Annotated in this window: 14 protein-coding genes; 5 read left to right on the plus strand and 9 right to left on the minus strand. The window is 62.3% G+C overall.

Annotated elements, in window-relative coordinates:
* The first annotated feature begins 631 nt into the window (after positions 1–631).
* Positions 632–946: an antitoxin VbhA family protein gene (locus tag AXZ77_RS19850; RefSeq protein WP_369679786.1), complete on the plus strand. Its 315-nt coding sequence runs from the start codon at positions 632–634 to the stop codon at positions 944–946.
* A gap of 215 nt (positions 947–1,161) precedes the next feature.
* Here AXZ77_RS19850 and AXZ77_RS12915 read toward each other — a convergent pair.
* The 9 genes from AXZ77_RS12915 to AXZ77_RS12955 all read right to left on the minus strand — a co-directional run bounded on the left by AXZ77_RS12915 (position 1,162) and on the right by AXZ77_RS12955 (position 10,027).
* A protein-coding gene (locus tag AXZ77_RS12915) for an IS3 family transposase (RefSeq protein WP_255266453.1) occupies positions 1,162–2,321 on the minus strand; the annotation gives its coding sequence in 2 pieces (ribosomal slippage) (positions 1,162–2,072 and positions 2,072–2,321; 1,161 coding nt in all).
* Between the two features lie 71 nt (positions 2,322–2,392).
* The gene (locus AXZ77_RS19855; protein ID WP_369679780.1) at positions 2,393–2,647 is read right to left on the minus strand and encodes an abortive infection family protein; all 255 of its coding nucleotides are present in this window, start codon (positions 2,645–2,647) and stop codon (positions 2,393–2,395) included.
* Positions 2,648–2,990: 343 nt separating this feature from the next.
* Entirely contained in the window at positions 2,991–3,713 is a 723-nt protein-coding gene (locus AXZ77_RS12925; protein ID WP_098411460.1) for a ThuA domain-containing protein, read from the minus strand.
* Positions 3,710–4,579 carry an NAD(P)-dependent oxidoreductase gene (locus AXZ77_RS12930; protein WP_098411461.1) on the minus strand — a complete coding sequence of 290 codons (870 nt, stop codon included), beginning with the start codon at positions 4,577–4,579 and terminating at the stop codon, positions 3,710–3,712. The genes AXZ77_RS12925 and AXZ77_RS12930 overlap by 4 nt, the downstream gene beginning before the upstream one ends.
* Complete coding sequence (locus AXZ77_RS12935; protein WP_098411462.1) at positions 4,579–6,099, minus strand: sugar ABC transporter ATP-binding protein; 1,521 nt, start codon at positions 6,097–6,099, stop codon at positions 4,579–4,581. The genes AXZ77_RS12930 and AXZ77_RS12935 overlap by 1 nt, the downstream gene beginning before the upstream one ends.
* Positions 6,096–7,085 (minus strand): ABC transporter permease, encoded by a 990-nt coding sequence (locus tag AXZ77_RS12940; RefSeq protein WP_098411463.1) that lies wholly within the window; start codon positions 7,083–7,085, stop codon positions 6,096–6,098. Before AXZ77_RS12940 ends, AXZ77_RS12935 begins: the two co-directional genes overlap by 4 nt.
* A 10-nt stretch (positions 7,086–7,095) precedes the next feature.
* Positions 7,096–8,070: an ABC transporter permease gene (locus AXZ77_RS12945; protein WP_218000487.1), complete on the minus strand. Its 975-nt coding sequence runs from the start codon at positions 8,068–8,070 to the stop codon at positions 7,096–7,098.
* 129 nt (positions 8,071–8,199) lie between these two features.
* Entirely contained in the window at positions 8,200–8,997 is a 798-nt protein-coding gene (locus tag AXZ77_RS12950; protein ID WP_098411465.1) for an SDR family NAD(P)-dependent oxidoreductase, read from the minus strand.
* 79 nt (positions 8,998–9,076) lie between these two features.
* A complete protein-coding gene (locus tag AXZ77_RS12955) occupies positions 9,077–10,027 on the minus strand; it encodes a sugar ABC transporter substrate-binding protein (protein ID WP_098411466.1) in 951 nt (316 codons plus the stop codon).
* A gap of 229 nt (positions 10,028–10,256) precedes the next feature.
* On the opposite strand from AXZ77_RS12955, the gene AXZ77_RS12960 reads away from it, so the two are divergent.
* The 4 genes from AXZ77_RS12960 to AXZ77_RS12975 all read left to right on the plus strand — a co-directional run bounded on the left by AXZ77_RS12960 (position 10,257) and on the right by AXZ77_RS12975 (position 15,340).
* Positions 10,257–12,059 (plus strand): ABC transporter substrate-binding protein, encoded by a 1,803-nt coding sequence (locus AXZ77_RS12960; RefSeq protein ID WP_098411467.1) that lies wholly within the window; start codon positions 10,257–10,259, stop codon positions 12,057–12,059.
* An 11-nt stretch (positions 12,060–12,070) separates the two neighbouring features.
* On the plus strand, positions 12,071–12,874 hold the full coding sequence (locus AXZ77_RS12965; protein ID WP_098411468.1) for an SDR family NAD(P)-dependent oxidoreductase: 804 nt from the start codon (positions 12,071–12,073) through the stop codon (positions 12,872–12,874).
* An 88-nt stretch (positions 12,875–12,962) separates the two neighbouring features.
* On the plus strand, positions 12,963–14,264 hold the full coding sequence (locus AXZ77_RS12970; protein WP_098411469.1) for a Xaa-Pro peptidase family protein: 1,302 nt from the start codon (positions 12,963–12,965) through the stop codon (positions 14,262–14,264).
* 77 nt (positions 14,265–14,341) lie between these two features.
* The gene (locus tag AXZ77_RS12975; protein WP_098411470.1) at positions 14,342–15,340 is read left to right on the plus strand and encodes a thiamine pyrophosphate-dependent dehydrogenase E1 component subunit alpha; all 999 of its coding nucleotides are present in this window, start codon (positions 14,342–14,344) and stop codon (positions 15,338–15,340) included.
* The last annotated feature ends 2 nt before the right edge of the window (positions 15,341–15,342 follow it).

Genomic DNA, 15,342 nt, shown 5'->3' on the forward strand with positions numbered 1-15,342 from the left:
TTTCGGCATGAGAGTATCGTTCGCCGGAATGCGCTCCGACGCTGCCCGAGGGCTGCGATACTGATTTCTGGTTTCAGTCACGGAGCACAGTGTATTCCGGTGGCTCCGGCTGCAGGCGTCACATCGGATCTTCCTGCGGTGTCTCGTGGCCTACCCTGTTCCGGTGACCGTGATGTCTGGTCTCCTCTTGACCCGGATCTCTCGACCGTCCGCCGAACCCCGACGTTGCTGATTGAGAGGTTGGCTGTCTGCCTGTTTCACGAAGAAAAATTTGCTTCCCGGTCGGTGTGATCTGCCGTTCAGCCTTCGCTTGAGGCCGAGAAACTACCCATAACGGACCTTCCAGCAACAGCTGATTTTGGCTGAAAAAAGTTTTCTGAAATCATTTCTTCCCGAAGAAAAACGAACCCATGGAAACCTCCATTTCTTCATAACCTTATGATTTTTTAGATAAAATCCTATCGAGAGACGCCACCTCTCGTTGCGCGGGCGGTCGCACTAATTTCTGTGAAGTGCAAACTGGCCCTAAAACGACGCCGAGCCGGGAGGACACGTGAGACTTTTTTGCCACTCGGCCTGAAGAAACGGGTGAGAAATGAGGACCCGTAGCCAGCGCAGTTTCGCCGTCGGCATGTCGTTTCGAGGCGAATCGAAAGCCTCTCTGACTGGCTGGCAGGGGGATGTGGTAGGGTTTTCGCGCAGAGCATGCCTCTACAACGAAGCCAGAAGAAGTACAGCGAGGAAATTATCCGTGGATCAGCTGTCACAGGAAGAGCAGGACCGCCGAAGGGAATCCTGGCGTCAAGCGAACGCGTCGATCCGGATCGAGGGTGGCACCATTTCTCCAGAATTTCGCGCACTCCAAGAGCGGCATATCCGGGGAGAGATGACCAGAGAAGAGCTCGAGGCTGAAATGGATCGTCTGGATCGCGAGGATACTGGGTAGCTATTGCCAAGACCCTCGGCGAAGTTCCAACAGTCTAACGTTAGGGAGCAGGCCACCCAACGATGGTGCGATACATAGACGAAGGCGCGCTGGGAAATATTCCGCGGTGCCGACGAAGTCTGCGCCCCCCCCCGGGAGCTGGGCGATCGGCTTGTCTGGGCTGACCTCAGAGGTCAATCACGTCGTTCATGACCTGCCCCCCTTGGGTCCCTCGTTCATAACGAGAGTCTGCAGGTTTGCGATTGGTAGTCGGGTCGGTTGCTGTGGGCAAGCGCGCCGGGCGCGGAGCCCTCAAATTGCTCAAGCGCCCGGCGCGCTTCGAGCGGCGTCTGGTTTCCCAGAGACGAGTGCGGTCTGACGGCGTTGTAGTCGTAGCGCCAGAGCGCCAAACTGCGCCGGGCATCGTCCAGGGTGTCGAAGATCTCCTCGTTTAATAATTCGTCGCGCAGGCTTCCGTTGAAGGACTCGATGAACGCGTTCTGCTGCGGCTTGCCGGGGTCGATGTAGTGCCAGGGAATGGCGTTCTGGTCGGCCCATCTCAGGATGGCCCGACTGGTGAACTCCGTCCCGTTGTCGCTGACAATGCAAGCAGGCTTTCCGTAGATCCGCACCAGCGCATCCAGTTCACGGGCAACACGCGTGCCCGATATGCTGGTATCGGCGACCAGGCACAGGTTCTCTCTGCAACAATCGTCGATCACGGCCAAAATACGGAACTTGCGCGAGGCGCCGAAGCTGTCCGCCAGGAAGTCGAGCGACCAGCGCGCATTGGGATGCGCCGCCGCAGGCATCGGTGTGCGTGACCCGCGAGCCCGCTTGCGTCCACGCCGTCGCTTCACCGATAACCCTTCCTCCCGATAGAGCCGATACAGCTTCTTGTGGTTCATGGTCATGTCCTTGCGCTCCAGCAGGATGCCGATCCGGCGATAGCCAAACCGGCGCCGCTTCCCGGCGATCTCCTTCATCTCCTCGCGGATCTCGGGGCAGTCCGGCGGGCGTGTGCGCCGGACCGTCTTGGGGTCGACACCGACAAGCTGGCAGGCCCGACGCTGCGAGATGGCATGATCCCGCATCGCCCTGAGCGCCGCCTCTCGCCGCCTGGTCAATGTCGTCAGTTCTTTCCCAGCAGATCCTTCAGAACCACGTTGTCGAGCATGGTGTCGGCCAACAGACGTTTGAGCTTGGCGTTTTCGTCTTCGAGCGCCTTCAGCCTGGCCGCCTCGGAGACCTCCATGCCACCATACTTGGCCTTGAACTTGTAAAAGGTCGCCGGGCTGAGGCCATGCCTGCGGCACACATCAGCTGTCGGCATGCCTGCCTCCTGCTCCTTGATCATCCCGATAATCTGCGCCTCGGTGAAACGGCTTTTTCTCATTCGTCTGCTCCTTCAGAGTTGGCGCAGACTCTACACTACGTTGAGGGATCCCGCGGGGGGCAGGTCATTCACTAAATTGCCCCGTTGGGCTTGAAGGTGGTGATGGTTGGAGGCGTAGAGCATACGAAGAGCGTAGGGATGCTCGCCATATGAACTAACGAGCTGACACTCCGCGCATGAACAGGCGCAATGCCCTTTTCGCGACCATGGGCATCGCCGCCATGCGTCCGAAGGACCTCTCCTCCGCCCGTAATCTTTGCCAGCCCAGAAAGAACCTGCCAGACATCATTGGCGATCAAAGGATCGACATCTGAGCGGTCCGGCAAAAAGCCACGCGGGTCTATTCAGGGCGCTTCGGCGCTATAGAGCAAATGCACTTCCTCACTGGAGGGAAATGCCTCACCCAATCTAAAACGAGTATTGAACGACACACACTTTCGACCTCGCCAAGCCCGGCGTTGACAGCATCCTCCCGATCGGTGGCCGCGCTTGCGAGTGCGAGATCCAGGTCAAGGCTCACCGTGCCGAACCCGATCACCTCGGACTGTAACGACGACGCTCAACCCTCGTCGTCTTCGAGATATATCGGTGAGAGCGACTGATACAGTAACCGCAAGACCGCATCGGCTTGCATCAGTAAATCGATGTTTTAGCATCTGACTGCCGTCCTTATCGGGCGTCCTCGAGCGAGCGCCTCCGCGCCGCCCACCGCATCCCGCGCCGGATGATCTCGGTCACCTGATCGACCCGCAGATCGTCGAGCGTATGGCCGATCGAGCAATAGAAGATGCGTCCCTTGTCCCAACGCCGTTTCCACACGACCGGGATCACGGTGCCCTCGATCCACCACAGGTGATCGCCCGAGAAGGTCGTCGTCGCGAGGACCTCGTTCGACGGATCGGTAAGCATATAATATTGCTCGGACTTCAGACGGAAACTGCGGATGCCTTTCACGATCGGATCGGCGGGGCGGCAGATCGTCACGTCGTAATCGACGTAATCGTCCGAGGGCACGACGTTGTCGGGCCAGCCCGGCGGGTGCGCCACGAACTGCCCGCCGATCAGGAAGTGATAGGTCGGACGGTCGCGGAACGCATCGCCCATATGGCCGTGCCAACCGGCCAGGCCGCAGCCATCGGCGACCAGTTTCAGAAGCCCGTCTTCCTCGGCCTTGGTCATGTTTCCGAATTCAGGCTGGTGTGCGGAGCGGGCCGAGGACCAGATCGGCACGATCAGGTCGCAACCGGCCATCTTTTCGGGCTCTGCGAGCGGGGCGAGCGTGTCATGCACGATCACTTCGAACCCGTCGGCCTCCAGCAGATCGCGGCACCAGTCGGCGAAATCGGTCGGTGCGTGGCCTTCCCAGCCCCCAACAAAAAGAACGGCTTTCATGTCTTATCCTTTCGCGTGAAATCGACCATCGAAGCCATGTCGCGCGCTCCGCGTCCCTCGGCTTCGGCGGCGCGCAGCCGCTCCAGCACCACGTCGCCCTGCGGCAGTTCGACACCAAGCTGCGCGGCCAGCGCCTGGGTCACCTCCATATCCTTGCGCGCGAGCGCCACGGTGAAGCTGACGGGATGCGCCGCCTCATCGAGATAAAGGGGTTTGCGATAGCTCAGCATCGGGGCCGCAGCGGCCGAAGCCTCGATCGCGGCGAAGGCCGTGCCGGTGTCGATGCTCGCCGCGTCGGTGAGGCTCAGCGCCTCGGCCAGTGTCTGATTGAGCCCGTGGATCAGCATGTTGACGGCGAGCTTCATCACCGCGCCATCGCCTACATTGCCCAGACAAATCACCGCCTTGCCCATCGCGTCGAGCACAGAACGCAGCGGCGCGGCCTGTGCGTCGGAGCAGCCAGCCATGATCATCAGGCTCGCCCCCTCCGCCGCAGCGGTGGAGCCGGAGACCGGCGCGTCGATCACCTGCCAGCCCGCAGGGGCCTTGCCCGCGAGATCGGCGATATGCCCGGGGCTCATCGTGCCCATCTCCAGAACCGTCAGCGGCCTGGTTGCGGCGAACAGCCCATCCTCGCCAAGATGCACGGCAGAGGACGCCGCATCGTCGGCAAGCATCGTGACAACGACCTCCGCGCCCTCGGCCAGTTCGCGCGGGGTGGTGGCCACCCCTGCCCCGGTGCCCTTGGCGAAGGCCTCGGCCCGTTCGGGCGAGCGGTTCCAGACCGTGACATCATGGCCGCTGGCGATCAGGTTGCGCGCCATCGGGGCGCCCATGCGCCCTAAACCTGCAAAACCGATCCGCATCACGCCACCTGGTCTTGCTCAATCCCCGAAATCGCGGCGACGAGGCTGTCTTCTGTCACCTCGTCTGCGGTGAAGCGGCGCATCACCCGGCCATGATACATCGCGAGGATGCGGTCCGAGACATGCAGCACCTCGGGCATCTCCGAGGAAATCACGATCACCGCATAGCCCGAACGGGCCAATTCGCGGATCAGGTCGTGGATCTCGGATTTCGAGCCCACGTCGATGCCGCGCGTCGGCTCGTCCACGATCAGGATGCGCGGATGCATCGCCAGCCACTTCCCGATCACGATCTTCTGCTGGTTGCCGCCCGAGAGATTGCCGACCGCCTGCCGCCAGCTGGGCGTCTTGATCTTCAGCGTGTCGCGATACTGGTCGAAGATCGCGATCTCGGCCCCGTCCGAGACGAAGGGCCCCGAGGTCAGATCGCCGACCTGTGGCAGAGTGATGTTGTCGCGGCAATTCATGCCAAGCACCAGCCCCTGCTCTTTGCGGCTTTCGGGCACCAGCGAGATACCCTTCGCGATCGCGTCGGCTGGCGAATGTATCGTGGTCTCCTTGCCGTCGATCTCGATCTTGCCAGCCGTGGGGCGGCGCAGGCCGAACAGGGTCTCGGCGATCTCGGTGCGCCCGGCGCCGACAAGACCGTAGAAACCCAGCACCTCGCCCTCGCGCAGCTGGAAGCTGACATCGTGGAACAGCTCGCCGCAGCTCAGCCCGTCGACGCGCAGAGCGACCTCGCCGGTCTCCACCTCGGCATGTTCGCGGCGCGACAGATCGAGCGAGCGCCCGATCATCAGCTGAATGACCTCGTCTTCATTGGTCTCGGCCGCCACGAGCGTCCCGCGATAGGCGCCGTCGCGCAGCACCGAGATGCGGTCGGCGAGCGTAAAAATCTCATCCATCCGGTGCGAGATATAGACGATCCCCACACCGCGCGCTTTCAGATCGTTGATGATGTCGAACAGCACGACTTTCTCGGCGTCGGTGAGCGAGGCCGTGGGCTCGTCGAACACCACGACCTTGGCATCGACGGTCAGGGCGCGCGCGATTTCCACCATCTGACGGTTCGCGATCGAAAGATCCCCGACACGGTCGCGCGGGCCGAAACCGCATTTGAGCCGATCGAGAATTTCCTGCGAGCGCTCATAGAGGGTTTTCCAGTCGACCCGCCCGAGAGAGCGGCGCGGCAACTCACCCAGATATATGTTCTCGGCGACCGTCATTTCCTCGGCCAGCGACAGCTCCTGGTGGATCAGCACCACGCCGCGGCCCTTCGCCTCGAGCGGCGTGCGCATGGTGGCGGGTTTTCCCTCGATCTCGATCGTGCCCTCGTCAGGCTGATACATCCCGGCGAGCACTTTCATCAGCGTGGATTTCCCCGCGCCGTTCTCGCCCAGAAGCGCATGCACCTCGCCTGCGCGGACATCGAAGGTTACACCATCGAGCGCGCGCACGCCGGGGAACGTCTTGACGATATCGGTGAGTTGCAGCGCCGGGGTTTCGGTTGCCTGTGTCATAGCCGAAGCTCCTCTTTACCCTTGCGGTTCAGCTGCTTGTCCAAGAGCAGCACGGCGATCAGGATCGTCCCGAGGATCACCAGCACGTAGAAAGCGGGCACCTGCATCAGGTTCATCCCGTTGCGCAGGATGCCGATCGCGAGTACCCCGCCCAGCGTGCCAATGATCGTGCCAGCCCCACCGTTGAGCTTGGTGCCGCCAAGAACGACCGAGGTGATCACCCAAAGCTCGTAATTGGTGCCGAGGTTCGGAGTCGCAGCGCCCATCTGGCTCGACAGCGTCACCCCCGCGAGTGCCGCGAAGAAGCCGACGATCATGAAGTTGATCAGCATATGCGGCCCGACCCGGATCCCGGCATTCACCGCAGCCGAGCGGTTGCCGCCCACCGCATAGGTGTTTCGGCCATGAACCGTCCGCGCGAGCAGGAAATACACAGCCACCGTGCAGACGAGGAACAAGACCGCCAATGTCGGCAACGGCCCCATGCTGCTTGAGCCGAAATCCGAGAAGGCGAAGTTCATCGCGAAGAAGGATTGCTCCTTGGTGTAGACGAAGACGAGGCCCCGCACCCCGAGCATCGCGCCCAGTGTGACGATGAAGGCATCGACCCCGGTCTTCCAGACGATGAAGCCATTGAGCGCGCCAAGCGCCGTCCCTGCAATCAGCGCCGCGATCACGCCCGGCGCAATCGCCCAGTTGCCCCAGTCCGCAAACATCGGCCAGCCCTGAATATCGACGCAGAGGCTGGCTGCAAGCGCCACGACGGCGCCGACGCTCAGGTCGATATTGCCGTTGATCATCACCAGCGTCATGCCGAGTGCGATCAACCCGATGGTCGAGGTTTGAACGAGGATGTTCTGGAAGTTCTGCAGCGCGAAGAAATAGGGGTTCGCGAAGCTGAAGAACACGAAGATCAGAACGATGAAGCCCCATATCGGGTTGGCAGCGAGCCAACGCACGGGCGACTTGATAACGGTATCCGCCATTGTCTCCTCCTCAGGCGATCGGGGAAAGCAGCCGGCCACGCTTGGCCGCGATGTCGAGCCAGACAGCGAGGATGATCACCACCCAGGTCACCAGCCACTGCACGTAATATTCGAAGCCCATCAGCAGCAGGCCGTTCTGGATGAAGCCGAGGATCAGCACGCCGATCACCGTCTTCCAGATCGTGCCCGCGCCGCCCAGCAGCGAGGTCCCGCCAAGGATCACCCCGGCCAGCACCTGCAGCTCGTAGCCTTGGCCGACATTGTTCTGCGAGCCCATGACCCGGCTGCCGAGGATGATCGCGGCGATCGCGACCCCGGAGGCCGAGATCAGATAGGTCAGGAACACCACGCGCGAGCGCCGCACGCCGGAGAACACCGCCGCCGTCGCATTGCCGCCCGTGGCGTAGATGCGTCGCCCGAAGGGCGTGTAGGCCATCATCAGATGCAGCAGGATCGCGCCGACCGCGAAGATCACGATGGGCGTCGGGATGTCCGCGATCGTGCCGCGCCCGAAGATCTTGAACCAGGTCTGATCCTGATTGACGATGTCGACGTTCTTGCCGCCCGAATAGATCAGCGTAAGCCCCTGAATCGCCGAAAGCATCCCGAGCGTTACGATCAGCGAGTTCAGCCGCGCGACACCGACCAGAAGGCCGTTCACCGCCCCGAGCGCCAAAGTTGCCACAAGCATCACGCCGATGGCCGGGGCCGGGCCGATCTTGTCATGCAGATCGACCACCAGAACCGTCGAGAAGGACAACATCGAGCCCACGGACAGATCGAGGTTGCCGCCGATCACCACCACCGTCACGCCCAAAGCCATCACCCCGATGATCGCCGAGGAGCGCATCACCGAAAGGATGTTCTCGGGAGACAGAAACCGGTCCGAAAAGATCGAAAATCCGATCAGGAACAGCGCGAAGGCCACCAGAATGCCCTGACGCGCCAGTAGATCTGCAACCTTCTTCCACCGATCTCGGTTCATTCCTCTTCCCCTGCTCTCACGTTCCACGCGGGCGATGCGCTGACCGCTCACCGCGGCCCGCTTTTCCGTATGAATATTCGCCATTTTCTCCTCCCGTCGGGCAGCCTCCCCGCTGCCGCTCGCGGCGCTTCAGATAAGCGTCATGCCGCCGTCGATCATCACGATCTGCCCCGTCATGTAGTCGCTGTCGGGCGAGGCGAGGAACGTCGTCGTTCCGGTGATGTCGACGGGTCGGGCCACGCGCCCGCGCAGGATACCGGAGGCGAATTCCTCCATCGCCTGTCCCGGCATCTCCGCCGCACCGATCTCCATCAGGTCGCGATCGACCTCTTCCCACATCTCGGTCGCCACCACGCCCGGAGCAAAACCTGTCACCGTAATATCGTGTTTCGCGAGATCGCGCGCACCCGATTGCGTGAGCGAGACAACCGCCCATTTCGAAGCGCAATAGGGCGCGACATTGTCGAAGCCCTGACGGCTCGCGATCGAGGCGGTGTTGACGATCTTGCCACCCCCGCCCTGCGCGATCATCTGCCGGGCCGCTTCCTGCATCCCGATCAGCGTGCCGAGCGCATTGATATCCATAATGAAATGCCAGTTTTCCTCGGTCACATCGAGGAAATTCATCGGGCGGTTCACCCCGGCATTGTTGAAAACCACGTCAACTCGGCCAAACTGTTCTGCCACCCGTTCCATCATCGCGCGCACCTGATCGCGCTGCGTCACATCGACCTGCGCCGACATCACCCGGCCCCCGGCGGCTTGCGCCCGCGCGGCATTCTCCTGCGCCAGTTCGGCCACCCTCTTGCCGTTGAGATCGGCGAAACACACATCGGCGCCCTCATCCAGCAATGCCTCTGTGATCGCGCGCCCAATTCCGCGCGCAGCGCCCGTCACAAGACAGACCCGTCCAGATACGCGTCCCATCGAATTCTCCGTTTTATCTGCAATGAGATGGGCATGGGCCGGTACTGATACCTTAGCCCATGCCCGCGGGGAGGAGAGATCAGAAGGCAGGCTTCTTGAACTGGTCCATGTTCTTCTCGGTGATCTGGGGCGTCTTGAAGTAGTTCATCTTCGGAACGTCCTTGCCCTGGATCACGTCGATCGCGGTCTGAAGCGCGTTCTTCGCATCGTCGATCGGCGACTGGTAGACCGAGCCGTAATACTCGCCCTTCTTCATCGCCTCGTAACCGACCGCGAAGTTGGTGGCGCCGACGAACTTGATGTCCTTGGCACGGCCCGCAGCCTTGGCGGCGTTGAGCGCACCGACGCCCATGTTGTCATCGGCCGCATAGACGCCGTCGATCTTGGGATATTTCACGAGGAAATCTTCCATGACGCGCTGCGACTTCTCACGGTTCCAGTCACCCGGCTGGGTATCCATGATCTTCACGTCCGGGCAGGCTTTGGCCAGCTCGTCCTCGAAGCCCTTCTGGCGTTCGATCGCGGTGGTGTAGCCCGGCTTGCCCGAGATCTGCACGATCTCGCCCTTGCCGTTGAGGCCGGTGCACATCATGTCCGCGGCTTCCTTGCCCTGCTCGATATTGTTCGGGCCCGAGAAGGCCGCGATGAAGGGCATGCCCTGCTCGGCGATGTTGGAGTTGGTGATGATGACGGGGATGCCAGCGTCATGCGCCTTCTTGACTGCTGGGACCACGGCCTTGCCGTTGGTCGGCCAGACGATGATCGCCTGCACGTTCTGCTGCACGAGATCCTGGATCTGCGCGATCTGGCGCGCCACGTCGCCGCCCGCATCGAGCACGACCGCATCGACGTCGGGATTGGCCGCGGCCGCTTCCTTGAACGCCTTCTCATAGGTGGTCTGGTAGCTGTCCACCCCAACGTTGTTCTGCGTAATGCCGATCTTCATCTGTTCGGCCCATGCACCGCCAGCAAGCGCGAGCGTTGCGACTGCGGTGGTTCCGGCGACGAGCGCCTTCATCGTTCTTTTCATCGTTATCCTCCCATGAAGTTTCAGTCCGGCCGGTGAGACTGTGGCGATCGCCCCCTCCTGAGCTCTCGCCATGCAGCCCGAATCCACCGGCGGCACCCTCAGATCATCCCGTCAGCCCAGCGGGGTTTCCGCCCGGATTTTATCCATTTTGGACATCCGAATATCCATTATGGTTATTTTCGGTGAGGATCACGACCCTCGATCTGGACATCTTTCGGAGGACATCAAGATGACGCAACCCAAACCCAAGCCCGGACACAAACGCGTGAGCAATCTCGATCCGAAAAATATCCAAAATGGTCATATCGAGGGCTCTGCCCCGGCCACGCCGGGTGTGGGCGATAAGGGTGCGGCGCTTTCGATGATCGATTTGTTGGAATCGCTTACGGACGAGATCGAGACGACGCTGTCGCTATCGACCCCCAATCCCTATTTCGCGATGGCCGCGCATCTGGTGCGGTGTCACCTCGAAGGCAAGACAGTAACGCCGTCTTCGCTCGTCGCGGCCTCGGGCGTTCCCTACGCGACCGCGATGCGCAAACTGTCGGACATGGTCGATGCCGGCATGATCGAACAGCGTCCGCGGACCCGCTCGGGCAAGACGGTCTCGCTCCATGCCAGCAGGCAACTCCTGACGAATTGGGGGCAGCTCACCGATCGTGTCGGCCGTCTGGCGCGGCGTCATCTCGCGGAGTCCGACGGCGCGGAGCGCGACTACTATTTCGGCGGCACCTATCTGGCCGGGCATTCGATCGCCCCGCCCGCGGTACTACCCGATCCGCTCACAGTGCCCGGTGGCATCCGAGTGCTGGTGCATGGCGATCCGACCTTCATGGTGATGGAGAACCTCAAACGCCAGTTCGAGCATATCGTCGGCACCTCGATTTCGCAGCGTGCCTTCTCGATCGACCGGCTGCATGAGGAAACGCTGCGCAACGCGGCGCGCAAGACCAGCCATTACGACATCATCGCCGTCGACCTGCCCTGGATCGGAGAATTCGCGAAAAAGGGTCTTCTGATGCCGCTCGACGACGTGATGGACATCTCGCGGCTCGATCCAAGCGATTTTCACACCGCGGGCTGGCGCGGCGCGCATTGGAAAGGCCGTCCCTATGGCGTGCCGAGCCAGACCACGCCGGAGCTGTTTTTCTATCGCAAGGATCTGTTTGCCGAGGCCGGGCTGAAACCGCCGACCACGACCGATCAGGTACTCGAGATCGCGCGCCATTTCCACGATCCGGCGCGTGGCCGCTACGGGATCGCCTGGAACGCGGCGCGCGGCACGGCGCTGGGACATACGTTCATCATGGCGATGGCCGATTTCGGCCAGCCGGTGGTCAATCTCGACCCGATCGCGGGCGGGTTCGACGCCGACAATCTGGACCGCGACGATTTCATCGCACAGTTCGACACGCCCGCAACCGAGGCCGCGGCCGAGTATTTGCTGCAACTGATGAGCGTCTCGCCGCCCGACATCCTGTCGATGTCCTGGTATGAGCGCGTGCGCCCCTATGCGGCGGGCAAGGTCGCGATGGCCTATGGCTACACGCTGCTCGCCCCGTATTTCGAACTCGACCCGAACTCGCCCGCCCATGACACCACCGGCTACCTGCCCCACCCGACCGGGCTGGGCGCGCAGCCGGTCGCACCGGTGGGCGGCTATGTGCTCGCGATCCCGGTCAACCTGCCCGAGGAGCGGCGCGCCGCCGCCGCAGAGGCGCTGATCGCCTTCACCTCGCCCGCGGCGCAGAAGCTTTACGTGCTCAATGGCAGCCGGACGGTGCCGCGCTACTCGGTGGGCGCCGACCCGCAGGTGCAGAACCTGTCCCCGATATTCGAGGCGGTGGACGCGATGTCCTGGCGCGACGAGCTGCAATTCTGGCCGCGCCCGCCGCTGCCGCGCATCTGCGAGGTGATCGAGATCTGCGGACAGGAAATCCACGACATGCTGCGCGGGGTGATCCCCCCGCGCGAGGCACTCGGAAAGATCCAGCAACGCGCTGACCGGGTGCTCAGAACACCATCAAGTTAGGGAGGAATAACATGGACCCCGATCGACTGAAGGGAAAGAACATCCTGATTACCGGCGCAGGCCAGGGGATGGGCGCGTGCAACGCCGAATATTTCGCGCAGCAAGGCGCGAATGTCTGCCTTGGCGATATCGACCTCGATGCCGCGCAGGAGACCGCCGACCGGATCAACAAGGGCGGCAACGGCAAAGCGATCGCGGTGCGCATGGATGTCACCAAGCGCGAAGACAACGCAGCGGCGGTCGGCGCCACCGTGGATGCCTTCGGGATGATCAATGTGGGTCTTTTCAATGCGGGCCTGAACAAACCCCGGTTCTTCATGGATATCGATGAGGACAATTGGGATCACATCATGACGGTCAACACCAAGGGGATGTGGCTTGGCATGCAGGAAACCGCGAAGCAGATGATCGCGCAGGGCAAGCAGGACTATCCCTACAAGCTGATCAACGTGGGCTCCGTCGCGTCGCGCAAGCCGCTGGTCGACGTGACCGTGTACTGCACCTCTAAATACGGCTGCCTCGCGCTGACCCATTGCGGCGCGATCGCGCTGGCGGAACATGGCATCACCGTGAACGGCTATGCACCCGGCGTGGTGAAGACGCCACTCTGGGAGCAACTCGACAAGGATCTCGTGGATATCGGCTTCAAGGAGCGTGAAGGTCAGGCCTTCGACGATCTGGCCGAAATTCTCGCGCTCAAGAAGGTCTCCTACCCGGATGACATCAAGGGCACGGCCGCGTTCCTCGTCAGTCCCGACAGCGACTACATGACCGGGCAGATGATCCATATCGACGGCGGCTGGGTGATCCAGTGACCCCCCGCTGAGGCGAGATCGCCCCCGACCAACTTACGCATTTTCAATCAAACAGGCGCGCCGTCACGGCAGCGCCGGGAGACCTATCATGAACACAACCGCCCTCAACCCGCGCATTCTGCAACCCGGCGATATCGACCCGAACTGGCGCTGGGAAAAGCATATCCCCGCCTGGGGCCACACCTCGGTAGATTTCGAACGCCGCGTCGATCACGACCGGCTGCGCCGTTACCGCCTCAGCCGCGCCAAGGATGCGCTGAAGAAATCAGGCTGCGGCTCGCTGCTGCTCTTTGATGTGAACAACATCCGCTACATCTCCGGCACCAAGATCGGCGAGTGGGAACGCGACAAGATGTGCCGGTTCTGCCTGCTCGCGGGCGACGAAGAGCCTTACGTCTGGGACTTCGGCTCCGCCGCCGTTCACCACCGCGAATATTGCGACTGGCTCGACCCCGAGCGGATGCTGGCCGGCGTCGTGGGCATGCGCGGCACGATCCCGCCCTCCTTCGGGCTGATGAAGAAATATGCGGAGGAAATCGCCTCGCTGATCAAGAAGGCGGGAATGGCCGACATGCCGGTGGGCGTGGACTATGCCGAGACGGCGATGTTCTTCGCGCTCAAGGAAGCCGGGCTGAACGTGGTCGATGGCCAGCAGGTCATGCTCGGCGCCCGCGAGATCAAGAATATCGACGAGATCCAGCTGCTCAATCAGGCGGCCTCGATGGTCGATGGCGTCTATCACATGATCCACGAGGAGCTGAAACCGGGCGTGCGCGAGAACGATATCGTCGCAATGTCGAACAAGCTCCTATACGAGATGGGCTCGGACGACGTGGAGGCGATCAACGCGATCTCGGGCGAGCGCTGCAACCCGCACCCGCACAACTTCACCGACCGTCTGTTCCGCCCCGGCGATCAGGCCTTCTTCGACATCCTGCAAAGCTATCAGGGCTATCGCACCTGCTATTACCGGACCTTCAACATCGGTCGCGCGACGCCCTCGCAGAACGACGCCTATATCCGGTGCCGCGAGTGGCTCGACAACGCGATCGCGCTGATCAAGCCCGGTGTGACCACCGACGTCGTCGCGAAGGCCTTCCCGAAATGCGAAGAATTCGGCTTCCCCGACGAGCTGTCGGCCTTCGGTCTGCAATTCGGCCACGGTCTGGGTCTGGCGCTGCACGAACGCCCGATCATTAGCCGGGCGGTCTCGCTCGACAATCCGATGGAGATCCAGACCGGCATGGTCTTCGCGCTCGAGACCTATTGCCCGGCCTCTGACGGCTACTCGGCCGCGCGGATCGAGGAAGAGGTCGTGGTGACCGACAAGGGCTGCACCGTGATCAGCCTCTTCCCGGCCGAGGACCTGCCGATCGCGGCCCGCTACTGACCGGCTCCCGGGTCCGCGCCATCCCGCGCGGACCCGGACCTTACGCAAAACGCCTACGCCAAAGGGGGGAGCGCGCCATGGCCAAAGCCACCAAGCGCAAGACGAATACCGAAGACTACCTGCGCATGTATCGCCAGATGGTGCGCATCCGCAGTTTCGAGGACAACGCCAACCAGCTGTATCTCTCGGCCAAGATGCCGGGCCTGACCCACATGTATTCCGGCGAGGAGGCCGTGGCTGTGGGCATCTGCGAGGCACTGACCGACGACGACAAGATCACGTCGACACACCGCGGCCACGGCCATTGCGTCGCTAAGGGGGCCGAGTTCAAGCAGATGTTCTGCGAGCTTCTGGGCAAGGTCGAGGGCTATTGCCGCGGCAAGGGCGGCTCGATGCATATCGCCGACCAGAGCCACGGTAACCTCGGCGCCAACGCCATCGTCGGCGGCTCGATGGGGATCGCCACGGGGGCCGCGCTCTCGGCCCGGCGGCTCGGGCGCGACGACGTCACCGTCTGCTTCTTCGGCGACGGCGCGACCGCGCAGGGCCTCTGGTACGAGGTGATGAACATGGCCGCACTCTGGAAGCTGCCCGTCATCTATGCCTGCGAGAACAACGGTTACTCCGAATACACCAAGACCGACGAGATCGCCGCAGGTTCGCTAACCGCGCGCGCCGAGGCCTTCGGGATCGAAGCCTTCGAGGTCGACGGTCAGGACGTACTGGCAGTCAACGAACTGGCGCAGCGACTGGTCGCTCGCGCCCGCAAGGGCGAAGGCCCGTTCTTCATCGAACTCAAGACCTATCGCTATCACGGCCACCATGTCGGCGACATCAACCGCGACTACTACCGTTCCAAGGACGAAGAGACGATCTGGAAGGAGCAGCGCGACCCGATCATCAATTTCGGAAAATGGCTTGTTGGTGAGGGCGTCGCGAGCGACGCGGAACTCGAGGAGATCCGCGAGGCGGTGAAGAAAGACGCCGCCGATGCCGTCGAATATGCGCTCGCCGCCGACTACCCCGACGTGGGCGAGGTCGACATGCATGTCTACGCCCCCAACGACGCCGCCTGAGG

The sequence above is a fragment of the Thioclava sp. ES.031 genome (assembly GCF_002563775.1).
Lineage (GTDB): Bacteria > Pseudomonadota > Alphaproteobacteria > Rhodobacterales > Rhodobacteraceae > Thioclava.